The sequence below is a fragment of the Rhodococcus jostii RHA1 genome (assembly GCF_000014565.1).
In the GTDB taxonomy this organism is placed as follows: Bacteria; Actinomycetota; Actinomycetes; order Mycobacteriales; family Mycobacteriaceae; genus Rhodococcus_F; species Rhodococcus_F jostii_A.
This window is the reverse complement of record NC_008269.1, coordinates 106,441-131,456: the sequence shown is the minus strand read 5'-3', so window position 1 is coordinate 131,456 and position 25,016 is coordinate 106,441. Positions and strand designations below refer to the sequence as shown.

Here is a 25,016-nt window from a genome sequence, read left to right as displayed (position 1 = left end):
GCCTTATGGGGTGTGTGTTTCTCAGCAGGGTAAGGCATCTCCGCAACGCTAGCTGTGGCATACGTCACATTACTGGGCGGTAGTGATCGAACCCGCAGGATGGCCTCGTCGGATGCGCCAATGGTTGCACTGTTGGAGTGTTCCCGGATGGCATGCGACCCAGCGTAACTGGACGGTTGACCTAATAGCGTTTGCGCTCAATGTATTCCACACTGTCCCCGGAGCCGACCCGGTTCCGGGGTGCTCGGGTAGTGGTGTCGGCACGAATGTTCGGGCCGTGGAGGCAGGGCAGGGAGCGGCAGGATGCGGGCATATCGACAGATGAGGTGGGCGGCCGCGGGTGTCGGGTTGGCCGCGGGCCTTCTTTGGGCGCCGGTCGCGGCGGCGGAGGAGGTTCCGGACCTACCCGGGGCGAGCTCGGTATGGCAGGTCCCGGACCGAGCCGGTCCCGCCCAGAGCGAGCATCCCGATGCCGCCCGGTACGCGCGGCAGCACCCGGGATCGGTGCCGCCCGGCGTCAACGACTTCACCTGTATCCCCACCGACGACCATCCGAGGCCGGTGGTGCTGGTGCACGGCACGGACTCGAACGCGTACTCGGACTGGGCAGCTCTCGGTCCGCGACTGGCCGCCGCGGGGTACTGCGTGTTCGCGCTCAATTACGGCGGCGAGCCCGGGGGCGACAACTACGGAACCGAGGACATGACGGTCAGCGCCGGCCAGCTGGCACAGTTCGTGGCTGCCGTCCGCGCCGCGACCGCCGCCGCCGAGGTCAATATCGTCGGCTACTCGCAAGGAGCGACGGTGGCCCGCTATTACGTCAACCGGCTCGGTGGTGCAGCCATAGTCGATCAGTGGATCGGTCTCGCCTCACCGACATACGGGGGCACCCTGTTCGGTCTCGTTCCGGTCCTCGAGCAGACGCCCGGCGGCATGCAGTGGGCGAGAAGGGCAATCCCCCCGGACTTGGTGTCGCCCGCGTTGGAGCAGCAGGCCCAGGGATCATCGTTCCTGGCCGACCTCAACGGCGGGGGTGACACCGTGCCGGGGACCCGGTACACGACGATCGGCTCGCGGCTCGACGAGGTCATTCAGCCGGCGACCAATATCGCGTTGCGCGACGGGTCGGCGACGAACCTGATGATCGGGGACCTGTGCCCGTCCAATCAGTCCGGGCATTTCCGGATGCCCTACGACGAGTACACCCTGCAACTGGTGATGGGTGTGCTCGATCCCGCACAGGCGGCGACACCGCCGCCCTGCACCGTGGTCCCGGCGGGCACGGGGGTATTGGAGATGATCCTCACCGAGAAGTTCTGATGGGGACGGTGTCAGGGCTGACGGGTCGCCGCACCACGGCGACGCGGCTGGTGAGCGTTGGCATGAAGCGGGATGCGGAAACCTGCACGCGGGTGTTCGCTAGGCCCTGTCGCTGAGGTCGCCGCGGATCGAGCCGGTAACGGTGCGGGTGCCCGCGCGGATACAGTCACCGTGTCCTGACGAGGGGGCGCAGAGGGAGCAGGACGTGGTGCGGCGAGGTTTCAGGGTCTTGATGGCGGCGGTGCTCGGTGTCCTCTTCCTCGCAATGATGGTTCCGGTGCCGGCGAGCGCGGAACCGCTGTATCCGTGGCCGGACCCGGATCCGTTCTACCTCGCTCCCGCCGATCTCGGGGCCACGGCGCCGGGTGATGTGGTGCGGACGCGGCGGATCGACACCTGGATGTACGCCAACTCCGACGGGTGGCAGGTCGCGTTCCGGTCGACGAACTCGGCCGGCAACCCGATTCTGGCGGTCACCACGGTGCTCCTGCCCCGGGGTGTGGCGAATCCGCCGTTGGTGTCGTATCAGGCGATCGTGAACTCGTTGGGAACCAAGTGCGCGCCCTCGCGGGCGCTGTTCAACCTGGAGATGCAGGAATCGCCGGGAATGTTGCTGGGTCTGCAGCGGGGGTGGGCGGTCTCGGTGCCCGATCACCTCGGCCCGACCGGTGCGTACGGTGCCGCCAAGCTCGGCGGCATGATCACCCTGGACAGTGTCCGTGCGGTGCAGCGGGTGACCGAACTGGGCCTGACGAACAGTCCCGTCGCCCTGGCGGGTTACTCGGGTGGGGGAATGGCCAGTGCCTGGGCGGCGGCGCTCGCCCCGACCTACGCGCCGGAGCTGACGCTGGCGGCGGTGGTGCAGGGCGGAGTTCCGGCCGATCTCGAGCAGATGGCCGAGGGGCTGGGGTTCAACCCGCACCCGGGGTTCGGGCTGGCCTTCGCGGCGGCGATCGGCCTCGAGCGGGAGTACCCGGATCGGTTGCCGGTGTCCTCGCAACTCAACGAGACCGGTCTGTGGTTGCGGGACTGGATGAGCAACGAGTGCCGGCGGTTCCTGCTGTTCCACGGCGCGTTCCGCAACGCCGGGCAGTTGGCCGCGTCGAGGAGTCTGATGGCGAGTTCGGCGGCGCGTCAGGTGTTGCGGGAGAACAGCCTCCGCTATTTCGAGGGGGTGCCCACGGCGCCGGTGTACATGTGGCACGGCACGCTCGATGGGCTCACCCCGTTCGATTCGGTGGCGGAGGTGGCGCACCGGTACTGCGCGGCGGGTGCGAGGCTGACGTTCGTGCCGTACGACATCTCCGAGCACATGACCACCGCGGTGGTCGGTTTCCCGGATGCGTACGAGTTCATCGCGGCACGATTCCGGGGTGAGCCCGCCCCGACACGGTGCTGACCCCGATCCCGGCGCGGCCGAGTCCCCCTGTGAACGAATGTCGCTAGCAGCAAGGCGATTCCAGGTCTGATCCGGACCGTTCAGGTGAGGACCTCGTCGACGTCGATGCCCGCCTTCTCACACAGTGCCCGGAGTAGTTTGTTGTTCTGCTCGGCCAGGGCGTGAGTGGACAGGATGTGGCCGAACTGATCGTCCTTGCGGTCCGCCGGCACCGGGCGGCCTTCGAGACCGAGGTTGGTGACCTCCTTCCATAAGATCTCGGCGATGGCCTCTCGCAGATCGAGCTTGCGGCCGGATCCGTCGTAGAGGGCGACCGGGTGGTCGTCCCGGAACGCGGCGGCGACTTCGCGTGCACTCATGTGTTCGTCCTCCTCGATCGGTACTGCGGGTTGTACCTGTACCCGAAACTGCATGGCCCGGTACGGCCATCCGGATTCGGCCCATTCGGACACGATGATGTGAAAGTTGTCGAATGTGCTGTCCGGGTGCACGTATCCGCCGTACAGGCGGGCCACGACGTCCGGGCCGCCATTCCCCGACGGTCCCCTCACCGGCCGGAACGTGGGAGCGGTGTGCCAGTTGTCGGTGATCTGCCCGACGACGCGGATGGTGATGTTGTATTCGGCTTCATTGAAGTAGCTGAGCACCCAGTTGTTCTGCATTCGGCGCAGGCACAGCTCCCCGACCTTGGAGCCGACCGGCAGGATCGGGGTGGGTGGATTGCCCCATGCCCAGGCACCGTTGCGAAATCCCCAGGGCTCGTAGAAGTCTCGGTTCAGCAGCTGGTCCTCGGGGCAGCGGAATAGCAGCACGTTCTTGTCACGTTCGAGGCCGCCGGTGGTCATTACGTAGACGAACCCGTCCCCGCCGCGTTCCCAGGTCAGCATCCGGCGGTGACCGCCGAATTCCCATCCTTCCCACCGGGCCTTGGGTCCGCCGTGGGTCCAGGTCTCGCCGTTGTCGTCGGAGTATTGGATCTCGGTCCACCGCGTGTCGGGCAGGCCCCGGACCACGAGGACGTGCAGGTAGATCCGGGTGCCGATCACGATCGCGTCGGTGGGGAGCACGGTGCTGAACTCCGGGTTGTTGTGCGGGTAGTCCCAGAGCTGTTTCGCGGGGTTGCCCCCGGCGGCGCGGTGAAACCGCACCCCGTCATCGAGGTCGTGGGTGTGGCTGTAGAGCAGTACCGGGCTGCGCCAGCCGGGGCCGCCGACCCGGTTCTCGGCGAAGGTGTCACCGAAAAAGAATCCGATCTCTCCCGTGGGCACCCGGACCGGGATGCCCAGGTCGGTCCCGCCGACACCGAACTGCGGCACCGGAGTGAGATCCCTGATTTTCATGACCGCACCAGTGTCATCGGCCGAGAACCTCCCCGGCGATGTAGTCCCACAGCGCCGCGTCGTCGATCGGGAACGGTTCCGGAACCGAAGGCGGGGGCGGGGGCGGGGGGCTTTGCCCCAGGCCGAGCATCGCGTCGAGTTCGTCGGTACTCAGGTGGGTGTAGTTGAGGTCGCAGCGGCCGAACGGTGGGCACGGGCCGTTGTCGGTGTACTGGTGCGCGAAATAGCCGTCCGGCTTGATCTTCGGCGATCCGGGCTCCCGGCCGTAGCTGGGGGTGACCAACCGGAGACCTGGTGGGCGGGTGCGCCACAGGTCCGCGTTCGACACCGGGTTCCAGTAGCCGATCACCCGCCGCTCGCCGAGCCATTCGCGTGCCCGCCGGATCTCGTCGTTGACCTCCGCCGACTGGTCCCCGGTGATCGCCCCGGCCGCGTCCTCGACGTCGGCCATGACGACCATCCGCGGATGCGGCCCGCCCTGCTCGGTGACCATCTGCATCAGCAAGTCGATGTTCGCCTGACCGGGCCGGAAGAACCAGTACACGATGAAGAACCGCAGCCGGCCGTCCTGACACGCACGCACCGCCCAGTCGTGGTTCGCCGCGAACTTCGTATCCCGCATGTTCCCGCTGTTGGACCGGAAACAGAAGATGTCGTACGGGTACGCGTCGGTGACCGGGGTGATCTGATACTGCGACACATCCGCCCAGGTCTTGCCGCGCACCACCGGCGGTGTCGGCGGGGTGACCGGTCCGCCGAGATCCGGGCGTTGCCCGTGGCGGATCACGACATTCCATTCGCCCTCGAACACATAGCCGGTCACCGGCCATCCGTTCGCGATCTGCAGCGCCGTTGCCGCGCGGGCGGTGCCGGTGTCCCAGATTCCGGTTTCCGGTATGCCGCAGGTTTTCTGCCAGCGCCTGAGGCCGTCCTTCCAGGATTGCGGGTCGGTGGGGAACAGGCCGCTGATCGATTCGGCGGGTCCGTCGAGCGGGCCGTAGTAGTACCCCGCCGGGAGGGGGAACGCGTCCAGGTCGGGTGGCCCATACACCCAGAGGTAGCCGTTTTCGAGCCGGGTCGCGAAGGCATCCAGGCGGGTGTCACCCTCGGGGAGGTTGATCTGGGTGTGCATCGGGTCCTTGGTGGCCCAGTCCTCACCCCAAAATACCGTGCCCTCGAACTCGGTGAGCATCTGCCGGACCGCGGCGATCTTGTCGGCCGGCATGTTCACCGACGCCCGCACCTTCCAGGGCAACCGGGTGGCGTTGAGATCCACGGCCGTCCCGCTCAGGTGGTTGCTGTTGGCTATATCGTTGTCCCAGCTGAATCCCCAGTAGTCGCGGGGCCGGTAGCTGTCGATTCGCCAGACCCGCCGGTGCCAGAGCGCCGCCCAGGCAATCAGGATCGTCGCCGCCGCGCCCCGGCGCACCTCCGGCCGCACGTTGTCGGTGCCGGGCACCAGCGGCTTGACGATTTCGCCGGTATCGCAGATGCGCCAGCCGTTCTCGGAGATTGTGTTCCCCTTGTAGCTGCGAAATCCCATCGCGCTCACCCTCCGTCGTTACCACGGTCCTGGCTGCACTGCTTCCGCTTCCGCCGCGGCTGTGTGTCGCTTCGTGCATCCCGGACGATAGGACCACATACCGACACCAACGCCTCGCCCGGTTCTGCCGAGTTTCAGTGTGACGCCCGAGCCGGGAAAATTTGGCGAGGCGTGCCGTACGCGTTCCCCGGGGCCCGGTCGGAGTCGGTCGGCGCGTTGCCCCGGCGGGCCGAGCCGGATGACCGCGGTGCTGTGGAACGCCTCTGAGGGTCGGCGTAGCAGTGAGCAGGGGGGATCGAGATCGATGGGGACGGGACCCCGGCGCGGGGCTGCTCCGTGTTCCCCCATCGGTTACGACGGGGGATTGCGCGAGGAGAAGTAGTAGCCGATCGCGCTGCCGGTCAGGCCCACCATCGCGGTGAAGACCACCTGGAATGGGCTGCTGGCGCGATCCCACTTGTCGGCGCCGGCCCACAGCGGCACCAGCAGGTAGATCAGGCCGACGAGGAAGGTGGCCACGGACAGGCCGATCGCCAGGGCCTTACGGGTGTCCTCCTGGCGTTCGTCGAGGCGCCGGATGGTGACCTCGGGCTGTTCGGTCACCTGGGGGTCGGTGCTGCCGACGTTGACCTCGTCGACGGTCGTGGCGTCCCGGGCGGTGACATCGTCCTCAGCGGGCACGGTGGGCCCGTCGGGTTCGGTCACTTGAAGACGACCTCCCGTTTGGTGCCGTCGGGCTCTTCGATGAAGACCTTGGCACCGTTGGCGGCGGCCTCGTCGATGTAGGCGGTGGTGCGGATGGCCCGGACCAGGGCGCTGGTCTTGGTCGAGGCGTGCCGCTTGGCGATCTCGTCGAGCGTCTTGATGTCGTCGTTGGGCAGGTTCGCGGTGACCTTGGAAACGTCGTCCTTACTCATGATGTCCTCCTGAGGGTGATCTCGGCCCGTTCAGTCTACCTCGAAAGCCGTACCAGGTACGGCTCAGATACGCATCGGTCTCCGGGTAGGGCTGAGAACCGGTCAGGACGGGCGGCAACACGTCCGCACCCTCGATGCCGACTGCGATGGGCCCGCGCTCCGGACCGGCCGAGCCGCTGCGCGACCGGTAATCAGCGATGTACATCAGGTATGCACGAGTGTCCACCGATCACCAAGGCCTGACCGCACAGCACGCTCAGCTCGGGCTCGAGCTCGGGGTGTCACCGGAACGGATCTGCGTTGATCACGGCTGACCGGTACCGATCGTCAGCGGCCCGGTCTGCTGAACCCCTTGCAGCGTGCCGGAACTGGCGAATGGGCGTGAGATCAGGGTAAGGATGGTCCATCGTGGTCGTGGCCGGTCCCTGGCCTGGAAGCGTCGCGACACCGCCGTACGCCGGTTCGTCACCAGCCGTGCCGATACAGGGGGCACAGTTCCTCACGCGCACGGTTCCAGAACGGGAACAGTTCCGGACTGCCGGCGTCGGGGTGGGCGGGTTGGCTGACGTCGACGAATTCGAGGAACGTTCTTCCGGAGGTCCGAGCCAGCACACAGGCCCGCAGGGAGAGATTCGCCGAGGCGGCGACTCCGATCCGGTCGGCGTACGGGCCCAAGTCCGCGGTGTGCACGAAACCCTCGAGTCGCCCGCCGACGTCGTTGTAGACGGTCTGGAGGTCGAAACCGCAGGCCTGGCCACCAGCCGACTGCAGGTGGTCATCGGCGCCCGATGACGAACACTCGGTCCTTGACGGGGCGGGGCGCCGACTCGGACGGGGTGTCGCGGGGAGGGGGAGTCGTTCGTCCTCGAGGTCCGCACGGGCGCCGGGCAGGTCGTCGATGCCCGACAGTTGCCTGCGCGGCAAAGCCGGGTGGCGCGGTCGGTGCTTCCCTGCTGGCCGGTGATCCCGGCGCCGCCCGGGGTGCACCTGAGTGCCCGCCGAACGTGAACCTGACTCCGAGGTGCGGGTCACCGCCCTCATCGAGGCGCTGACCTGGCCCAACTCGTTGGTCGACGCTCCCACCCCGGAGTTCCCCGATCCGCGACCGGAATAGGGTCCCCGATCCGTCATGGACTCGGGTTCGGGGTCGGGCTCTCGGGTATTCCGTTCAGTGGCTCTCTGATGTGTACAGCTTTTGAGTGAGACAGAGGGTTTCGGCGATGCCGCACAGCCTGCCCAACGTGGTTCCCTGTTCGCCACCCCGGTCCAGGCAGCGGTCCTGCTCATGGGTGCGGTGTTCCTGATGGTCGGGGTGCTCGGGTTCATCCCCGCGGTGACCACCGACCAGGACAGCTGCGCGAATTTTGTGCCGGTCAACACTGCGGACAACTGGCTGCACTTCGCCCTCGGGCTGGGGATGGTTGTCCTCGGCCTCCTGCTGCCGCGGCTGCGGGACGGGCCAGGAGCCGGGTCGAATCCGGTGGCCTTCTCGGCCTTCTCGTAGGCGCGCAGGGCGTCGATGGCCCTCTGGTCGAGCCGGGACACCGCCTCGTCGTCGGTGGGGATGACGACTTCGCCCCCGATGCCGGCGAAGGAGGCGGGACGCAGCACCGTGCCGCATTCTCGGGGAGGACTATTCGACCGACCGGCGCCTACCGCGGGCGAACGGCATGACACGGAAGGCACCTCGACCCGTGACCGGATCGGGGTGCCCTTTGGATGCGAAGGCGGTGTGCAACCGCTGTACGGTTCTGCTGATTCGGTTAGGGGATCGGCGCGCGTTCAGGGCACTGCCAGGGCGTGGTCACGATGTCGGTGTGGGCTTCGGCGATGTCCTTGAAATCGGTCGACCGGGACAGGCTGACGAGCGAGGAGTCGGCGGGAAGAATCACCGCGTATCCGTTGTCAGTTGACCACTTTGCTGGAACAAGGACCCACAGATCGCTTCGTGCAACGAGAGTTCGGAAACACTCATACCGGAAGAGAGGTGGTTGCCCTGGCGGGGTCTCGACCAGAGTCTCCGCGATCAGATTCGCTGGCACATCCAAGCGTTCTGCTCTGACGACGGAGACCACGGATTCCTTCGCCCAGAGGTTGTGGGCGATGGTCTGCGCGTCGTTGTCGCCGAGCCAGGACGCGAAGGAGTGCATGACGGAGAAGAGTGCCAGCACTATCACCGAAATCACGAGGACTTGGCTGACTCGTGCGGTCGGAGTGGTGTGGTGCGTGCTCGGTGTGGTGGTGGAGATGGTCAGTGCCCAGTAACCTCCCACCGCGAGAAGACCACCCACCCCGAGCGCGATCGGCGAGAACACCCAGGAGATGAGTGCGAGAGAGGCCGTGTACCCGGCCGCCACGACGCCGACGATCCCGGTGAGCATGAAAGCTGTCCCGACGGCGAGTGCGGTTCGTCCGATGGTGCGAACAAGGTGCGGCCGCTGTCCGGTTCTGATCGAGCGGCGCGCGTAGTCCCCGACCCAGACCGCCGCGAACCACCCGACGAGGAGAAAAAGGAGCGGCGCGTACAGCACAGTGACGCTGCCTCGCACGTAATCGCTGGAGGTGAATCCGAGAGCATCGCAGTCGACGCCGAAGAAGGCGAGCTTCTTGCGGGTGTAGATGTATCCGAAGTAGTAGCACAGCGCCGTGATCAGGGTGGTCGGGGCGAGAATCGTGGTGACGACACCGATCCAGGTGTGGATCGGTGTCGTTGGCGCCGAGTTCTCACTCATCGGGCGGTGTGCCGCCGTCGGTGGGCGGCGCGGTCGTCGGGACCGGAGGCGACGGTACGGGAGTATCGGTATCCGGGTTGGTACCGGGTGGTGGGCCGGGCAGCGTCGGTTGTGTTGGTGCGCTCGGAACACCGAGCTTGTTCTCCGGTGTCGTCGGTTGGGTCCCTACCGGCCGGGTGCGGTGCTGTTCGACGGTAGGGAAGAACATGCTCGTCGGGGCCGACGCAGCGGGTGTTGGAGCGGTCGCCGCAGGTGGGGCCGGTTGGCTCGGCGGGTGTGCGGGGTCGGATCTGCAGGCGCCGAGTGTTGCCACCGCCACGGCGAGCGCCGCGGCGATCGCAGCGAACGGAATCGGCCTTGCGGCGCCTGTCGGAACGTGCCTTGTCGCTCGCATCGGAACTCCCAACCCCGGAACTCTCCGCTCATGTATCGCTCTTGTATTCCGACGCTGCCGCCGACGAGTCCCTCGATCACGCGTAGCCCACTACCTGTCTTCGGTTGTCGCGCTGTTTGTTGGCTCGCCCTTGCCGAGCACGTCGGGGCTCGGTCGGACCTCGCACCGCGGCCCGATGCCCGCTCGGCCTTAGCCCTGGAACCGCACGCGGTGCCCGCCGCTCGTAGTGAGGAATCGGCCGCGGTACGCCGGTGTCGGATTCCGAGGCTGCGGGTGCTTCGGATTCGCGGCCAAGGACACACCATGTCGGTGCGCCAGCTTCTGGGAGATGTCGTGACACGGGAGTGGGTCAGCGCGATCGGAGTACGTCGCGTAGGGCTTGTGCGACGGCGTGGTTGGCGACGTCGCCGTGGTCGGTGATCGTCGCGTCGGCCTTCAGGTTGAAGACCTTGCCGGGCACGAACGTGTACTGGTGGGTGGGGGGCACCTTCCGCAGGAGTTGTTCGGTGGGGTCGGTTTCGGGTGTGTGTTGGGCGCCGTTGCGGCCCATGCCGCCGTAGGGGTCGTTGTGGTCGCCGAGCGCGGCGGCGTTGTCGTGGGCGATGCGGGAGGCGAGGGGGTAGGCGACGCCGACGGCGAGGTCGTTCTTGGTGTGTGTGACGAGGACGGGCCCGTTGACGCGGTGTTCGGCGAGGACGGCACGGAACGCGCCGTCGTGTTGTCCGTCGAATCGTTGGGCGAGTCCGTTGTGGGAGAAGGCGGCCTGCAACAGGGCGAGGCTGAGCGGGGCGTCTGAGGGTGGGAGGGCGGCGGCGGTTGCGGTCACCAGCCGTCCGCCGAAGCTGTGCCCGGTCAGGTGGATGGGCAGCTGGGGGTGTCGTTCGCGGGCTCGGCCGAGGACCGCGGCCACACCGGTGCGGCCGACGGCGCCGGCGCGCGTCTTCATCGTGTAGTAGGTGGCGAAGTTCGCGATACGGCGGGCGGCGGCCTTGGCGCCGGACAACAGATCGCCGAGAAAGGCGCCGCCGCCGCTGGTGTTCCCGGCCGCGCCCCCGGGCCCGGTCGGCAGCAGGACGGGCACCTCTCCGGTGAACCTCTGGAAGAGGGTGTCGGGGTCGAGGTCGAGGAATTCCTGGGAGGCGTCGTCGGGGTGTGCCTGGCTCGGGTCCAGGAGGTTGCGGATCTGCAGCACGTATTCGCGCCGCGCGTCTGCGGAGGTGTCCAGGTCCTCGATCTGGGCTTTCGCGCGTTCGACCATGTCGGCTCGCGTCGGATCGGTGCCGTCGGCGCCCAGCAGCACAGGGTCCTGCTCGAGTTGCTGCAGGGCGGTCAGGAGCGCCGCATCGTTGGCCGTGGTCGCGGAGGCGGCTCCTCCGCCGGGGATGAGCGATTCGAGTGCGAACTTTTTGCTCGGCCACAGCACTCTCATCACGGCCACCCGGGATCCGGGCCCGGATTCGGGCAGTCCGACCGCCTCGAGTGAGGTGATCAGTGTGTCGTAGAGCGTGGTGGCTTCGGCCTTGTCGTTGTTCCAGCCGTGCGCGAGGACGAGCAGGTCGGTGGTGTCGGTGAGGCCGTCGAGGAGCCGGGTTACCTGGTGTTCGTCGTGAACCAGCCCGTCCTTGGTGAACTCGATGTCCCAGTGCCCGGTGATCATCGCCGATGTCCTCTCACACGGATTGGATGGCCTTCATCAGGTCGACGAGACCGTGGCCTTCGAAGTAGCGTTCGCGGCCCAGGGGCACCGCGCTGGCGAGGAAGATCCGTTTGATCTCGTCGGAGCGCCCGATGAATTCCTGCCGGATCGAGAGGAACGCGGCGATCGCTCCGGACACGTGGGGTGCCGCCATGCTGGTTCCGCTGTCTTCGAGGTAGTACGCGGTGTGCGCGGGCGGGCTGCCGGGCGGGGCGGCGGCCCCGAACCCCGGCGGCGACTGGTGGGCGAGCTTCGCCAGTGCCGTGGCCTGCTTGGTCCCGGCCGCGCAGGAGACGATGCGTTCTCCGGGCGCCACGAGGTCCGGCTTGAGGCGCCCGTCGGCGGTGGGCCCCTTCGACGAGAAGTACGAGATCCCGAAGGTGTGCGGCGAGTCGCGGTGCGTTGATCCGACGGTGATCGCGCCGGCGGCATTGCCGGGATCGTTGATGGTGTTGGACAACCCCACCTTCGTCACGCGGGTGCTGGTGGGGAGCGTGGAGTAGCCGGTGTTGCCGGCTGCCGCGACCACGATGACACCGGACTGCACCAACCGATTCACCTCCGTGCACAGCGGGCTTTGGCCGCAGGCGAACATCTCGGCATCGAAGTCGTATCCCACACTGAGGTTCACCCCGTGCACCCGCAGCAGCTTGGGATTGTCGTTGAGCTTCTCGCGGATGTATTCCAAAGCCCGGACGATGTCGCTGGACCTGCCCGCACCCTGATCATCGAGGACACGCAGGCTCACCAGATGACAGCCCGGTGCCACCCCGTGGAACCGTTCACGTTCGCGGTCGGTGCCGATGACTCGCGCGTTGGTCACCGTCACCCGGGAGGGTTCGTTGTCGTCCTCGTCGCCCGCGACGATCCGGTCCTGGCGTTCGAGGACCACGTTGGTCACCGTCTTCGAGGCACGCCCGGCGATGATCCCGGCCACATGAGTCCCGTGTCCCAGCGGGTCGGTCAGAGCCGAGGTGCGGTGCAGGTCGATCCGCTGGCCGCGGTCCTCCCGGGACAGCGGGCCGCCGTCGGCCGGGTCCTCGTCCGGGTCGGGAAGCCGGTGGCCGTCCACTTCGACGAAACATCGGTGCAGATTGCGGACCGCGGCGTCGAGCAGCAGGTGTTCACCGTCGGGGTCGCCGAAATGCGGATGCGTGGCGTCGATCCCCGAATCCAGGACCGCCCAGCAGATGCCCTCACCACTGGCTTCGAAGGAACGCAGGGCGGCGTCGGCCTTGATGGTGGAGACGGACTTGCAGATGTGGGCGCGGACGGGGAAGTCGGGCCACAGTCGGTAAATGGTGCGGTACGGGAAGTCGGAGGGCGGCGCGGCGCCGGCACCGGGATTGTCGTCCGCGTGTCGTCGCCGGCGGGCCGCCGCGGCGGCGGCAGCGGCCGCCCGGAGTGCGCGTTCCTGGTCGGCCGCCACCAGCTGCTTCCACTCCGCCAGTGTCATCTCGCAGCGGAAGTAGCCTTTGGATATCTTCGTCAGCTGCCACGGCCCAGCCGCCTCCCCGCTGCCGGTCCTCGCACCGAGGACGTCGGTGAAGAGTTGACGGAAGGCGTTGGTGGCACCGGAAAGCCCGTCGATATGCAGGACGTTCAGCTCGATGAGGTACGGACCGCGGTCTTCGGGGGCGGCGCCCAGGCCCCACCGTCGGCGGTTGTCGTCATCCTCGAGCTCGGGGGGTGCAGTCTGCCGGTCGAGGCGCTCGCCCGAGAAGTCGTCCCGAGAGGATCCGCCGTCGGCGCCCCGAGAACCTGGGCCGGTCATATTTCACCTCTCCTCGGCTGTGGCCGACCAACAGTGCCCGTCCGAATGCGTTCGAGGTCAGGCACTTCGTCATCTGCCGCCGTCATTACCTTCGATCTCTGTTCAATACCCGGGTACCCCGAGTTGGTGGCCGATGGCGGCGATGGCGTCGACGAGCGAGCGATTCCCGAGCTGATTCCAGCCTGTGCCGTCGGGTCCTCGGATTTGATCGAACACGTCGCGGGCCCGGTCCGCGGTAGTGGCAGGCAGCGAGGCGGCCGCGGCGCCGGCTGGTGGGGGTGTCATCCCGGGAACGCCGTGGTGCATGCCGATCTCGGCGAGTGCGTCGACGACGGAGCGGTTGTTCAGTTGGGGCCAACCCGCCCCGCCGGGGCCGAGCAGCTGCAGCCAGAAGTCCAGGACGCAGTCGTCGACGCTCAGTTTGCCGGGGGCGCCACCGAACGGGGTCCGCAGCTCGTCCAGGGTGCCCTCGTAGGCGTTGACATCGACCAGTTTCCCGGCGACCCGCCCCTTGTCGGAGAACTGCAGAATCTCGACCGGTGCGCCGGGGGTGTAGTCCTTCCAGCCGGCGAATCCTTTCCCGGGGTAGATGACGGAGGCGAACCCGGAGGCGGTGACGTAGTGCGAATTCCACAGCGGGGGGAGATCGTTCAGGGGAGGGGAGCCCATGTGGCCTTGCCAGTACCAGCGGGGCAGGTAGATCGCGCACACCCGCATGCCCGCGGCGTTGATGGCGTCGACAAGCTGGCGCAGGTTGGCGCCGCTACCGGGGGTGTTCGGGTCTTCGTAGTCGAGCATGACCGGGATGTTCGGGTCCCCGAGGTGCGCCTTGAGGTTGGTGACCTGTGCGGTGATCGGGTCACCGTTGCGGGCGAAGTGGTAGCCGCAGAACATGCCGGGGAAGTGCTGTTGCATCAGGTCGCGGTTGCGGGGCCAGAAGGAGTCCTTGAAGAAGTCGCCCTCGGTGCACTTGGCCGCGATGAAGGAAAATCCTTCGCGTTTGGTGGCGGCGATGTCGAAGTTCCCCTGGTGGTTGGAGATGTCGACCCCGTAGAAGGTCCCCGCGGCCGGGTCGATGGTGCCGGTGGGTGGGTTGGCGGAGCCGACGAGGAGCGGTTTCGGGTCGATCGCGGCACCCCCGAAGCGGCCGGGCGAGGTCCAGACCTCGAAGTGCAGGTGCGGACCGGTGGAGTCGCCCTCGTTGCCGACCCGGGCGATCTGCTGGCCGGCGCGGACGAACATGCCCTGCGAGACGAGCAGGTCCGCAGCGCGCATGTGCCCGTAGACGGTGTCCACGTGGAGGGTGGCCTGGTGGTCGAGGACGATCCAGTTCCCGAAGCCGGAGGCCGGGCCGGAGCGGACGACCACCCCGTCCTCGACGGCGTAGATCGGCTCGCCCTGGGGTGCGGCGAAGTCGATGCCGTTGTGATCGGGCCGCCCCGGGGTGCGGAAACCGGAGGAGATGATGTTGTTGCCGCCAGCGACGGGCACAAACGGGAAAGCCATTGCAGTTGTCCCTTCAGCGGTGGGGTGGTCGGTCAGGGTCGTGACCGCCGGAGTCATCTCCCCGGACAGGGTGGTGGTCACCGGCGTCACCGGTGTGATGCCGGAGATGCGGTATTGCATCGCCCGGTAGGGGTTGCCGTCCGCCGCCCACTGGCTGACGATCATGGCGAAGCCGCCAGGACGGTCGAACCGGCTGTCGGGGTGGATGTAGCAGCCGTAGAGCCGATCGACGACATCGGGACCACCCGGACCGAAGAACGAGCCCTTCACCGGTCGATAGGTTTTCGCGGTGTGCCAATTGTCGGTCGGCTTCGCCGCGACCTTCACAAAGGCGTTGTAGGCGCCGGCATCGAACCCGGAGAACACCAGGTTGCCCTGGATCCGGCGCAGGCAGATCTCACCCAACTTGGTGCGGTCCGGGAGGATGCCCCGGGTGGGGTCGTCACCGGGCGGGTTACCCCAACCCCAGGTGCCGTTCCAGCCCCACGGCACCCACGCGGACGGGGAGGCGATCTGAGCCTCGGGCACCCGGTGCAGGATCGCGTTCTTGTTCCGGGCCAGACCGCCGGTGGAGATGACATAGACGAACCCGTCACCCCCCTTCTCCCAAGTGACCATAGTGCGTTTGCCGCCGTAGACAGAGGTGGACCACTTCACGCCGGTGTCGGTCCAGCTCTCACCGAGGTCATCGGAATACCGGATCTCGCACCACTTCTCGTTCCCGAGACCCTGGGTGACCATCACCCACAGGTAGATCCGGGCGCCGATCGAGATCGCATCGCACGGCAGAATCGTGGAGTACTCCGGGTTGTCGTGCACGTAGTCCCACAACTGCTTCGCGTTGCGCGCCGCCGACGCAAAGGTGATCGGCGTGGTCACATCGTGGGTGTTACTGCGGAGGAGCATCGGGGAACGCCAATTCGGCCCACCCACCTGGGGTTGTGTCCCGGCGAACGTGTCACCGAGGACGAACCCGATCTGACCGTTCGGCATCCGAAACGGAATGCCCAGGTCGGTGCCGCCGATATCGAACTGCGCCAGCGGATTCAAGGACTTGACGAACGACATTCCGCCTCCTGCCCTCGGCCACGCTCATGTCAGCCATCCCGAGACCCGCCGCCCGGTGTGCTGCACGGCTGTCACGCGTCTCAACGGCCCGCACAACCTGCTCCGCCACCGACTTCAGACGTCGCAGCAGGGCGAGCGGCACAGATGGTCAGATGTTCGCGGCCGAATGGTCTCGGTACGGCCCGAAACCCCCTTTCCTACGAGGTGAAACCGGGGATACCCCGGGCCTGGCCGATGGTGGCGATCCCGTCGACGGGTGTGCGGCGGTTCAGTTGTGGCCACCCTTTTCCGTCGAAGCCGAGCAACTGAATCCAGATGTCGAGGACACGGTTGTCGGTGGTACTCGGTTGGGGCACATTCGTGTGTCCGGCGGGTGGCACGAACGCGACGAGACCCATCTCCTGGCCGAGGGTGGCGACGGCGTCGACGAGGGTACGTCCGCCCAGTTGTGGCCAGCCTTTGCCATTGATGCCCAGCAACTGGGTCCAGATGTCGAGGACACGATTCGCTGTGGTACTCGGTTCGGGGACCCCGGTGTGCTCCGCGGGTGGTACGAACCCGGCGATGCCCATGTTCTGGCCGAGGGTGGCGACGGCGTCGACGAGGGTGCGTCCGGCCAGTTGTGGCCAGCCTTTGCCGTTGATGCCGATCAGTTGGGTCCAGATGTCGAGGACGCAGTCGTCGACGGTGGTGCGTTGTGGGACATCGGTATGTCCGGCGGGTGGCCCGAACCCGGCGATGCCCATGTCCTGGCCGAGGGTGGCGACGGCGTCGACGAGGGTGCGTCCGCCCAGTTGTGGCCAGCCCTTGCCGTTGATTCCGAGCAACTGCGCCCAGATCTCACCGACCCGGACGATCAGGTGTCCCCCTGCTGCGCTGGTGTAGCCTTTCGGCGGGATCAGGCTGGCCATCTGCTCGAACGAGCACCAGTAGCCGTACGGTACGAAACCGGAGTCGGCGACCCAGAACGCGCGGGCACCGTTGTCGTCGGCGTACCCCATGATCGCGATGTAGTGGAAGACGGTCCCACCGGCATACTCGGGGCTCCGGGAACCGCGAACACCGCGCGGGTAGTTGCTGGGTGGGGCGACAATGTTGGCCACCACGCCGTACCCGTTGTCGATGCTGCGCACGACGTCGTCCCACAGTTTCTGGGCTTGCTTCTTGGTCGGCGGGTCGTTCGGCATCTGCGTCACCCGGTAGTCCGCCCCGGATACGTATTTGTTGAGGACAGGTGCGATCAGGCCGATATGGTCCGTTCCGCCCTGGTCGGTGCCCATCTGATGTCCCAGATCGCTCTCCAAAATCAAGCCCCCTGTGCGGGCGATGATCACCGTCTGGGTTGACGCCGGACCGCAGTTGAAGAAGGTGTCCTGCTTGATGTGGATGCGCGGATAGTCGAGAACTTTCTCCACGGCCGGTTTCCTCTCGATGGTGGTGGGCAGCAGAGCCGCCCCGAGGGCGCGGCAACGATTCCACCGGTTGGTGCGGTCGGGCAGGCCGTTCAGGCCGCCGTTGACTGCCTTGGTGGCGCCCTCGATGTCGCTGGCGTCGGAGAGCTCGTTGAGCTTGGGTCGTGCGACCGTCCAGTAGTAGGAGGCTGCGAGGAATCCCCACTTGGGGTCGGAGACGAGTGCGGGCGCGGTCAGGAAGTGGTCAGCGGTGGGTACGAGGCCCTTGCTGTGTGCCCACACGCTGAACCGCCGGTAGTTTTCCCTGCCGGTGAGCTGGATGGGTCCACGGCCCTTGAACCGGCGGCCGTCGCCGGGTTGGGTGTTCCCCAGATCCAGCCGTCCCTCGTAGGCGCTGCCGTCGGCGATCTCCTCCATGTACCGCAGCCCGCCGGACTCGTGACCGACCTGAGCGCACCACATCGCCACCCGGTTGACGGTGGTGCATTCGGCTGCGAACAGTGCCTCGTTGAACGGAGATACAAATCTTTCGTAGTCAGCCGTCGACAGGTTGCCCATGGCGGTGGAAAGGATCTGCAGGTCCATCACTGTGCTCCCGTGGCACTCGGTCCGGCGTATCAGCCGCCGCTCGCAGCAACCATCGTCAACTGGGCACCGACGCGCCCGTGAAATCGCAATCCCGTGCCTTGGTGAAGGTCCGCCGCCCGCATCGCTGCACCTCCGGCACCGCTTCGGCCTCCTACGTAAAGACCGGTCTGTTTAAATTGTTCTCCCGCGGGACCGCCGATGTCACGGATCATTAGGGTTAGAAAAGGTCATCAAGGACCGACCCGCCTCGCCGGGCGTGGCACGGCAGTACTCGGGCACCCTCAACAACTGCCAGATCGCGATCAGCGTGCACGCCGCGCCCGACGAGGCGGCCGCCCCACTGGACTGGCAGCTGTTTCTACCCGAGAGCTGGGACGAGGTTGCTCGCCGACTATCTCGCACGCACCGCCCCGGACGGCATCCGGATCGGACTCGCCGGACGGTCACAGGCGAAACTTGAGGCAACGCGGGCGGCGCTCGGGCCCCGCGCCGCCGACTGGCCGATCATCATCGCCGATGCCGATGCCGATGCCGATGCCGATGCCGATGCCGATGCCGACGACGCCGTCGCGCTCGCCGAGCTTGCCTCCCGCACACGGGTTGTTGCGACCACGGTGGGTCCGTACGCGAAGTACGGCACCGAACTCGTCGCGGCCGCCGTCGCGGCCGGCACCGACTACGTCGACCTGACCGGGGAGGTGTTGTTCGTCCGGACGAGCATCGACGCCCACCACGACAAAGCCCGGGCCAACGGTGTGAAGGTCGTGCACTCCTGCGGCTACGACTCCATTCCCTCCGATCTGGGTGTGCACGTCCTGCACCGGAAAGTCCAGGCGGACGGTGCCGGGGAACTCACCGACACCACCCTGGTCGCGTCGCTGAGCGGCGGCGTCTCCGGCGGGACGATCGACTCACTCCGCACCCAGATCGACCTCTCCCGGGGCGATGCGGCCCTGCGCCGGCTCGCCGCCTCCCCGTACTCGCTCAGCCCCGACCGGACGACCGAACCCGACCTCGGCCGACAATCCGACGTCGCCATCGTCGACGGCACCGAGATCGCCCCGCAGGTCCGCGGATGGAAGGCCCCGTTCGTCATGGGCTCGTACAACACCCGCATCGTGCGGCGCAGCAACGCCCTCCAAAACTGGGCCTACGGCCGCAAGTTCAAGTACCGGGAGGTGATGAGCGTCGGCGACTCCCGCCTGTCCCGCCTCTACGCGGCCGGCGTCGCCGCCGTCCTCGGCGGGCTCGTCCTCGGCCTCAGCGTTCCGCCCACCCGGTTTCTCCTCGACCGCCTCCTCCCCGCACCCGGTCAGGGCCCCAGCGAGAAAACGCAGCGCACCGGCTACTTCGCGATGGACATCTACACCACCACCACGACCGGCGCCCGCTACGCGTCCCGGGTGACGGCGCAGGGCGATCCCGGCTACCGGGCCACCGCGGTCCTGCTGGGGGAGTCGGCCCTGAGCCTGGTGCTCGACCGCGACCGGCTCCCCGACGAGGCCGGTGTCCTCACCCCGGCCACCGCACTCGGTGACGTGCTCGTCGACAGGCTACGCGGGCCAGGGGTGGAGATTTCCGCCCGCAAGCTCTGATGCGCCTCGGCTGACGAGAACCACACGCTCAGACCTCGCCCACCCAAAGCCTTCCGATGGCACGCACTGCCAGCCTTATTTGCAATGAGGGCAGCAGTCAGGCCCGAGGTGTAGCCGGTCGTCGGGCCGGGTGGGGTGCGCGAAGACCTTGTGGGAACGGAGGTCTCGCGTCAGTGCGATCCGATCCTCACCGCGCGGCGCCGACGCGTTCTCGTGCGGTTGCGGCCGCTTCGGCGACGGAGCCGCGATGGATCGGCCCGTGTCCGGGCAGGAGAATGTCGGCGTCCAACTCTCCGATGATGCGCAGCGACTCGGTGGCCGTGCCGCGGTCGTGGTCGAACCACTGCGGCAACAATTGGGGCCCGGAGATCGGTGAGGTCAGGTGCCCGGTGATCAGGGCGTCCCCGGAGATCACCACACCGCGATCGGGAAGGTGGTAGATGGTGTGACCGGAGGTGTGGCCGGGCGCGAGAACCGGGACGGGGGCGCCCGGGCAGGTCAGGGCGCCGGGTACGGGCATCGGGGTGGGGGAGTCGATGCCGTACTTGGCCGTGCCACCGAGGCGGATCAGCTTGATCGCCCACGGCAGGACCCCGGGTCGCCAGATATTGCCGAGCACATCCCAGGGGGTCGCGACCTCGTGGCATTCCCGGCGGGCGTGAGCTACCTCGTCGGGGTGTACCAGTACCGGCGCCCCATAGGTGTCGGAGAGATACTGTGCGCTGCCGATGTGGTCGACATGTGCGTGGGTGATGAGCACTGCTTCGATGCCGTGCGGATCCCGTCCGATAGCCCGGATCGATTCCTCGACAGCGCCGCGCTGCCCCGGATACCCGGTGTCGATCACGCTCACCGCGTCGCCGTCGGTGAGCAGCACCCAGTTGACCATCTCGGAGTGCACAAAGAACACGCCGTCGGCGATTTCGACGGTCTGGGGCTTCATCGCGTGACCACAGCCGGCCTGCCGAAGCCCTGTCGCGCGTCCGTCGTGACCTGCGCGCCCGACACTCGTCGATAGTCCATTCCGTCGTCGTCGACGAGCGTTTCGTGCACCGATCCGACCCCCATACAGTCTCTCCTCCTGTGTGCTTGCTCCAGCGGGCAGGGTACGTGATCGAGGCGGCGACGGGGTTCGCGCGGTGGCTAGGGGTGGAATCCGTCGCTGTGCGATGGCCGTGTTGCCGTGTCAGTGCAACCGGCGGTGTGGACTACCCGACGGCACCATTCGTGGAATACTGTTGCGCTCAGCGGTTTTGGTGTGATCGGCGGGGACGGGCATGAGTAGGTCGTGGGCGCCTGAGTTCGTGCGATGTGACTGTGGGCACTTCTTCTCAACTTCGGCGGCACGTGACCTCCTGCCCGATGTCTGGCATGCGGTGGGGCCGCGTGTGGCGCCGTGGGAGCCCATGGTCGCACGGGCGGTCTACGTCTACGGCCATGTCGGGACGTGCAACGGCGGTCGCCATGCCGCATGCCGCCACTGCCCCGGCGAGTCGGCACTGAGTCTGTCCCTCCCCGACGGGGCAGGTCGTTCTCACTGAGGCAGCTGCGCTCGGAGACACCCCTGACCGATTGGCTGCGGACCGCCGACGTGGAATTTTCCGCGCGCAAGCTCGGCACTGAGTGTGCGCGAGAAAGGCCGTGAGGGCAGCGACATGTCGACATTGCTCTCGCAAGCGAGCGGGTCCTTTCGGTTCGAGGAGGGAGACTTGATGTTCGGGGACGTGTCGTGTCCCCCGCTAGAGGGCCTCTCCAAGGGTTCCCGAACCTTGCAATTTATCGCTGTAGTGTTGGAACGTACGGACCGCCATCAGACCCCCGAACGCGTGTGCGGGCATTACAGCACGCCGTTGTAGGGTCCCTCCGAGGACGGTCCCGCACAGCGTGCCGTCGTGTCGCAGGTCGACCGCCGGACTGCAAACCGAACTACCACCCGCATCGCCGAGAAGGCGATGAACAGGAAGGACTCTCACCCGATGGCCAACCCGCATCGACTGACCACCGATCAGGTCATCGACCTGATCAAAGAGGAGACCGGTACCGAGCTGTCGGCCTCGACGTTCCGCGGGTACGTCTCCCGCGGGCAAGCGCCGGCGCCGGTGGAGAAGATCGGCCGCACTCCGCTGTGGAAGCGGTCGGAAATCGTCGCGTGGGCGAACAACAGACCCGGTCAGGGCGCGCGCACCGACATTCCCAAGTCGCGCCGGCGCCGCGCCGAGTGATCGCCTGTCATTTTCGACACCGAAGATCTGGACTCCGGTCCGCGGGAGTTCACCCACCTGTGCCTGGATGGGGCTGCGCCGCACTACGCCAGCGGATTCCGTGCGCGGGGGTGCGGAGGTGGGCACAGGCGACGGTGGACACATGGGGTTGCGGCAGCCCGACGTGCATCCGGCCCGACAGTGCCGATAGTGCTGCACACGTAGGCCCGAGAGTGCTTCTGCGGCTTCATGGGTCGGTCGTCGGACGGGGCGATCGGAGGGGTGGTACGGCGACCGGCGCTCGAATTGGGTCATAGTGACGAAGTGGCGTGGGGTGCGTGCGTTGGGATTGTCCGGTGAAAAGCCGGGTGGCGCTGGTGATGAGAATCCTCGAAGGATTCCGGCGGCGGCCCCTCGCACACGATGGCAGGGTGCTGTGCGACGACGAGCCCGATCGCCGGCAGTTGGTGCGATGCAAGCATAGCTAGCGTAACTAGCAGTAATGCGGGGTTCGGCGCGCGTACTGTTGATTCCTTCGTATCGATGAAGGTGGGAGTGGAACCCGTGGCACGTAGGGCTGTGGTGGAGTTGGTGGACGATATCGACGGGACCGTGTTCAGCGATGAGGGGGAGAGCATCCACTACGCGGTTGATGGCGTCGAGTACGGGATCGATCTGAAGGGTGAGCACGCCAAGGAGTTCCGCGACGCTCTCGACTACTGGATTGCTCATTCCAGGAGGGTCGGAGGCAGGAAGCGCCGCTCGAATCGGGTAACGGATCCGATCGGGTCGACTCCGAGGACGGGCGAGGTCAAGAAGATTCGGGAGTGGGCGACAGAACAGGGCTACGAGATGTCCTCTCGGGGCCGGATCCGTGCCGAGATCGTCCAAGCTTTCCACGAGGCCCACTGACCGCACCGGCGAGTGGGACCTCAGGTGGGCAATTCGCGCCGGCAACCCTGAAGGAGTCCTGTCTGCAGGTCGAGGGTGGCACAGCCCGACCTGCTGCCGGCTGGTCTAAGGAATTGGTCGGGTCACGCATCCTCCGCTTCCATCACAACATCGAGAACCGGATGCTCGACGAGATGTTCCGCGCCCCGACCAGCCGGAAACACCTGCTCGCCAAGCATGCCCGCCGTGAGCGGATTCGTCGGATGGACCGCGGCAGCGGCACCTGACCTGCGAGAATGGGCGGTGGGTCGGGCCCCGCACCACCGGAGGATCCCATGTCTTTCGTTTCTGCGCCTCGCTGTCGTCGCGTCCACCGCGGCCGCCGCCCTGTCGCTGACCGCGGCGCCCGCACACGCCGCCCCAGCTCCGAGTGGGTGCGACATGCGGTTCTTCGCGGTCGGTGCCATGTCGACCTGTGCGCCCGGATCGGTGAATACCCACCAATTGGAACTGGTGTGCGTCCCGTTTACCAATCTGATTTATCCCGTCAACACCATCACCGTGTGGGGGCCGGAGGTGCCCACCTTCTTGCCCTCCATCGCGCTGTGTCCGCCGCCCCTCGACTTCGCGCTCGGCCCCCTGGGGGACACCCGGGTGCACACCCGATAGGCCCCCCGGCTGCTCCTGCGCCGTACAACCGGCATGTGACCTGCGGACATGACACCTCCCCGGGGTCGGTGCCCTGGCCGCCGCCAGTAGGGTTCTGCCTGCTGAATTGGCAGAAGACGTGAGAGATCGGGGAACTGTGACGCGCAAAGTAATTGTCGAACTGGTCGACGACATCGACGGAACCGTCTTCGGCGAGGACGGGGAGAGCATCACCTTTCCGTCAACGGGGTGGACTACGAAATCGATCTGAAAGGCAAGCACGCCAGCAAGTTTCACAAGCAGATCGGATTCTTCATCGAACACGCCACCCGGGTCGGTGGCCGCAAACGACGCCCGGATCACCCCGTCGCCCCGGACGCCCCGCCGAGGCGGCGCGGAAACGGCAAGGAGATCCGCGCCTGGGCGGCCGAACAGGGCTACGAAATCTCCTCGCACGGGCGCATTCCCGCCGAGGTCGAGCAGGCGTTCCCGGACGCCCACTGAACGCGAAGGAGCGTTGATGCGATCGCTGCGTAATCCCTGGTACCGGGCCTCGGTGCGCCGAGCAGCGAGCGCGCATTGGCTGACCACCGGCAGCCGCGGGTTACGAGGCATGACCGGTGAGCCGGTGAAACTCAGCGACACCGAGGCGGCCACCGTCCTCGCTGCCCTGGTCGAAACCACCGGTGGACGGTGGCCAGCCCACCCCGCACGCATCGCCCGCACGCTCCGCCGGCTCGGCATCGACGGCAACACCGAGCAGATGGCCACTGCCATCACCGCTCTGGTCAGCGACCCGGACTGGCCCCACCGCGCCCGCGAGATCACGTCCAGCGCATCGGACTGGTAAGCCGGATTGGCTCAGTCACCTGGGGAGATGACACGTCCCCATCGTGGGCAGGGCTAAGGAGATGTTGTACCGATCCGCCTCCTCCTGGCGAGCCGATCCGTCGAGCGACCACCCGGCGACGTCGACGGAACCCACTCGCCCCTGCCGCGTATGAAATCCCTGGTCAACCGACTCCAGAATTTCTGCAGTGGCGAGTGTAGACATTGAGGTGTCGCTGTTGTAGAGTTCCTTTCGTCGCAAGGAAAGAGTTCACGAAGTGCGGGAGAGGATGAACTGCCCGCAGAGAAGTGCCGCAAGACCAGGATGTGCCGGGCAAGGGTTGATGTGAGTGTGTAAGGCCCCGGCATTTCCGACCGGCGGCCGGGCAGGCAAGACGAGCCTGGCAGTCGGCAAAAGTGCAGTGAATAAGGTAGTGAAACCCGCTCCGGCCCCCGGTGCCTCACGGCGCCGGGGGCCCTGTCCGTTTGAAAGGTGTCACCCCATTCCGGAAGATTCGCCCGACCGACGCGCGGCCGGGAAGCTCGACGACGAGGACTACCCGGCCTACAGCATGGGTCACGCCGCCGAGATCCTCGGCGTGACACAGGCATTCCTGCGCAGCCTCGACGCCGCGAAGCTGCTCACCCCCGGGCGCTCGGAGGGCGGCCACCGCCGCTACTCCCGATACCAGCTGCGTCTGGCCGCCCGAGCTCGCGAACTGATCGACCAGGGCACCGCACTCGATTCCGCGTGCCGCATCATCATCCTCGAAGACCAACTCGCCGAGGCCCGACGCATCAACACCGAACTCCAGCACCCCCACCGCCCCAAGTCGGATCAGCCCGGCCCCGCATCCGGCTGAAACACCGCCGCCTGTTGCCGAACGGGAGATGACGATGCCCAAGGACCAACCCGAGGGAGCGTTCGACAGCACGGTGTCGCATGCGGTCCCCGATGGTGATTCAGATTCGCGCATACCGCAGACTCCGGCCGAGTCCGCTACGCCGGCCGCGGGCGCTGCGAAACACCTGCAGTTCTCCGCGCGGGTGGACCCCGAATTGCTGCGGCAGGTGAAAATCGAAGTAGCCACCCGTGGAACGACTATGCAGGCAGCGACGGCCGAAGCGTTCCGGCTGTGGCTGTCCTCGAAGTAGGCCCGTATA

The 25,016-nt window shown here is 66.9% G+C and carries 24 protein-coding genes and 2 pseudogenes; 14 read left to right on the top strand and 12 right to left on the bottom strand.

Going from position 1 to position 25,016, the window contains the following annotated elements; all coding sequences use genetic code 11:
* The first annotated feature begins 303 nt into the window (after positions 1 to 303).
* Entirely contained in the window at positions 304 to 1,320 is a 1,017-nt protein-coding gene (locus RHA1_RS36250; protein ID WP_011599073.1) for an esterase/lipase family protein, read from the top strand.
* Between the two features lie 232 nt (positions 1,321 to 1,552).
* Positions 1,553 to 2,719, top strand: a complete 1,167-nt coding sequence (locus RHA1_RS36245) for an alpha/beta fold hydrolase (RefSeq protein ID WP_011599072.1) — start codon at positions 1,553 to 1,555, stop codon at positions 2,717 to 2,719.
* Positions 2,720 to 2,799: 80 nt separating this feature from the next.
* Here the strand turns inward: RHA1_RS36245 and RHA1_RS36240 are convergent, their stop codons facing one another.
* The 5 genes from RHA1_RS36240 to RHA1_RS50790 form a co-directional block, all read right to left on the bottom strand.
* The gene (locus RHA1_RS36240) at positions 2,800 to 4,059 is read right to left on the bottom strand and encodes a glycoside hydrolase family 183 protein (protein WP_011599071.1); all 1,260 of its coding nucleotides are present in this window, start codon (positions 4,057 to 4,059) and stop codon (positions 2,800 to 2,802) included.
* Between the two features lie 13 nt (positions 4,060 to 4,072).
* Positions 4,073 to 5,602 (bottom strand): M15 family metallopeptidase, encoded by a 1,530-nt coding sequence (locus RHA1_RS36235; protein ID WP_011599070.1) that lies wholly within the window; start codon positions 5,600 to 5,602, stop codon positions 4,073 to 4,075.
* Between the two features lie 351 nt (positions 5,603 to 5,953).
* On the bottom strand, positions 5,954 to 6,307 hold the full coding sequence (locus tag RHA1_RS36230) for a hypothetical protein (RefSeq protein WP_011599068.1): 354 nt from the start codon (positions 6,305 to 6,307) through the stop codon (positions 5,954 to 5,956).
* A complete protein-coding gene (locus tag RHA1_RS36225) occupies positions 6,304 to 6,519 on the bottom strand; it encodes a hypothetical protein (RefSeq protein WP_007298551.1) in 216 nt (71 codons plus the stop codon). The genes RHA1_RS36230 and RHA1_RS36225 overlap by 4 nt, the downstream gene beginning before the upstream one ends.
* Positions 6,520 to 6,984: 465 nt before the next feature.
* Positions 6,985 to 7,443: a hypothetical protein gene (locus RHA1_RS50790; protein WP_050787558.1), complete on the bottom strand. Its 459-nt coding sequence runs from the start codon at positions 7,441 to 7,443 to the stop codon at positions 6,985 to 6,987.
* 67 nt (positions 7,444 to 7,510) lie between these two features.
* Between RHA1_RS50790 and RHA1_RS52995 the strand changes: the two genes are divergently transcribed.
* Together RHA1_RS52995 and RHA1_RS44865 are read left to right on the top strand one after the other, a co-directional pair.
* Entirely contained in the window at positions 7,511 to 7,633 is a 123-nt protein-coding gene (locus RHA1_RS52995; protein ID WP_016879883.1) for a hypothetical protein, read from the top strand.
* A gap of 171 nt (positions 7,634 to 7,804) precedes the next feature.
* Positions 7,805 to 8,023 (top strand): DUF4383 domain-containing protein, encoded by a 219-nt coding sequence (locus tag RHA1_RS44865; RefSeq protein WP_081437581.1) that lies wholly within the window; start codon positions 7,805 to 7,807, stop codon positions 8,021 to 8,023.
* Between the two features lie 259 nt (positions 8,024 to 8,282).
* Here the strand turns inward: RHA1_RS44865 and RHA1_RS36205 are convergent, their stop codons facing one another.
* The 5 genes from RHA1_RS36205 to RHA1_RS36185 form a co-directional block, all read right to left on the bottom strand.
* The gene (locus tag RHA1_RS36205) at positions 8,283 to 9,251 is read right to left on the bottom strand and encodes a hypothetical protein (RefSeq protein ID WP_237727045.1); all 969 of its coding nucleotides are present in this window, start codon (positions 9,249 to 9,251) and stop codon (positions 8,283 to 8,285) included.
* 743 nt (positions 9,252 to 9,994) lie between these two features.
* Positions 9,995 to 11,302 (bottom strand): alpha/beta fold hydrolase, encoded by a 1,308-nt coding sequence (locus RHA1_RS36200; protein WP_011599065.1) that lies wholly within the window; start codon positions 11,300 to 11,302, stop codon positions 9,995 to 9,997.
* A gap of 13 nt (positions 11,303 to 11,315) precedes the next feature.
* Entirely contained in the window at positions 11,316 to 13,115 is a 1,800-nt protein-coding gene (locus tag RHA1_RS36195) for a S8 family peptidase (RefSeq protein WP_011599064.1), read from the bottom strand.
* 102 nt (positions 13,116 to 13,217) lie between these two features.
* Positions 13,218 to 15,689, bottom strand: a complete 2,472-nt coding sequence (locus RHA1_RS36190; protein ID WP_011599063.1) for a DUF4185 domain-containing protein — start codon at positions 15,687 to 15,689, stop codon at positions 13,218 to 13,220.
* Between the two features lie 197 nt (positions 15,690 to 15,886).
* Positions 15,887 to 17,686, bottom strand: coding sequence for a C39 family peptidase (locus tag RHA1_RS36185; RefSeq protein WP_011599062.1), 1,800 nt, complete (start codon positions 17,684 to 17,686; stop codon positions 15,887 to 15,889).
* Between the two features lie 235 nt (positions 17,687 to 17,921).
* On the opposite strand from RHA1_RS36185, the pseudogene RHA1_RS53320 reads away from it, so the two are divergent.
* Both RHA1_RS53320 and RHA1_RS36180 read left to right on the top strand, forming a co-directional pair.
* Positions 17,922 to 18,125 (top strand): annotated as a pseudogene (locus tag RHA1_RS53320) (transposase); the annotation flags it as partial.
* The gene (locus RHA1_RS36180; protein ID WP_011599061.1) at positions 18,070 to 19,284 is read left to right on the top strand and encodes a saccharopine dehydrogenase family protein; all 1,215 of its coding nucleotides are present in this window, start codon (positions 18,070 to 18,072) and stop codon (positions 19,282 to 19,284) included. The pseudogene RHA1_RS53320 and the gene RHA1_RS36180, both read left to right, overlap by 56 nt.
* A 187-nt stretch (positions 19,285 to 19,471) precedes the next feature.
* Here RHA1_RS36180 and RHA1_RS36175 read toward each other — a convergent pair whose 3' ends face one another.
* Positions 19,472 to 20,227, bottom strand: coding sequence for an MBL fold metallo-hydrolase (locus RHA1_RS36175; RefSeq protein ID WP_011599060.1), 756 nt, complete (start codon positions 20,225 to 20,227; stop codon positions 19,472 to 19,474).
* Complete coding sequence (locus RHA1_RS52990; RefSeq protein ID WP_272942781.1) at positions 20,224 to 20,352, bottom strand: hypothetical protein; 129 nt, start codon at positions 20,350 to 20,352, stop codon at positions 20,224 to 20,226. Before RHA1_RS52990 ends, RHA1_RS36175 begins: the two co-directional genes overlap by 4 nt.
* Positions 20,353 to 21,260: 908 nt before the next feature.
* Between RHA1_RS52990 and RHA1_RS36160 the strand changes: the two genes are divergently transcribed.
* From RHA1_RS36160 to RHA1_RS36125, 8 genes and pseudogenes are all read left to right on the top strand, one after another.
* Positions 21,261 to 21,506 carry a helix-turn-helix transcriptional regulator gene (locus tag RHA1_RS36160; RefSeq protein WP_011599058.1) on the top strand — a complete coding sequence of 82 codons (246 nt, stop codon included), beginning with the start codon at positions 21,261 to 21,263 and terminating at the stop codon, positions 21,504 to 21,506.
* Positions 21,507 to 22,049: 543 nt separating this feature from the next.
* A complete protein-coding gene (locus RHA1_RS36155) occupies positions 22,050 to 22,397 on the top strand; it encodes a histone-like nucleoid-structuring protein Lsr2 (protein ID WP_041813380.1) in 348 nt (115 codons plus the stop codon).
* Between the two features lie 113 nt (positions 22,398 to 22,510).
* Positions 22,511 to 22,663 carry a hypothetical protein gene (locus tag RHA1_RS50785; RefSeq protein WP_167540979.1) on the top strand — a complete coding sequence of 51 codons (153 nt, stop codon included), beginning with the start codon at positions 22,511 to 22,513 and terminating at the stop codon, positions 22,661 to 22,663.
* Positions 22,623 to 23,045: a hypothetical protein gene (locus RHA1_RS49730; protein WP_237727044.1), complete on the top strand. Its 423-nt coding sequence runs from the start codon at positions 22,623 to 22,625 to the stop codon at positions 23,043 to 23,045. Before RHA1_RS50785 ends, RHA1_RS49730 begins: the two co-directional genes overlap by 41 nt.
* Before the next feature lie 136 nt (positions 23,046 to 23,181).
* A pseudogene (locus tag RHA1_RS36145) lies at positions 23,182 to 23,528 on the top strand (histone-like nucleoid-structuring protein Lsr2).
* 16 nt (positions 23,529 to 23,544) lie between these two features.
* Positions 23,545 to 23,874, top strand: a complete 330-nt coding sequence (locus RHA1_RS36140; protein ID WP_011599055.1) for a hypothetical protein — start codon at positions 23,545 to 23,547, stop codon at positions 23,872 to 23,874.
* Between the two features lie 400 nt (positions 23,875 to 24,274).
* Positions 24,275 to 24,715 carry a MerR family transcriptional regulator gene (locus tag RHA1_RS44850; RefSeq protein ID WP_167540981.1) on the top strand — a complete coding sequence of 147 codons (441 nt, stop codon included), beginning with the start codon at positions 24,275 to 24,277 and terminating at the stop codon, positions 24,713 to 24,715.
* Between the two features lie 34 nt (positions 24,716 to 24,749).
* Complete coding sequence (locus RHA1_RS36125; RefSeq protein ID WP_085996125.1) at positions 24,750 to 25,007, top strand: hypothetical protein; 258 nt, start codon at positions 24,750 to 24,752, stop codon at positions 25,005 to 25,007.
* Positions 25,008 to 25,016: the final 9 nt, after the last annotated feature.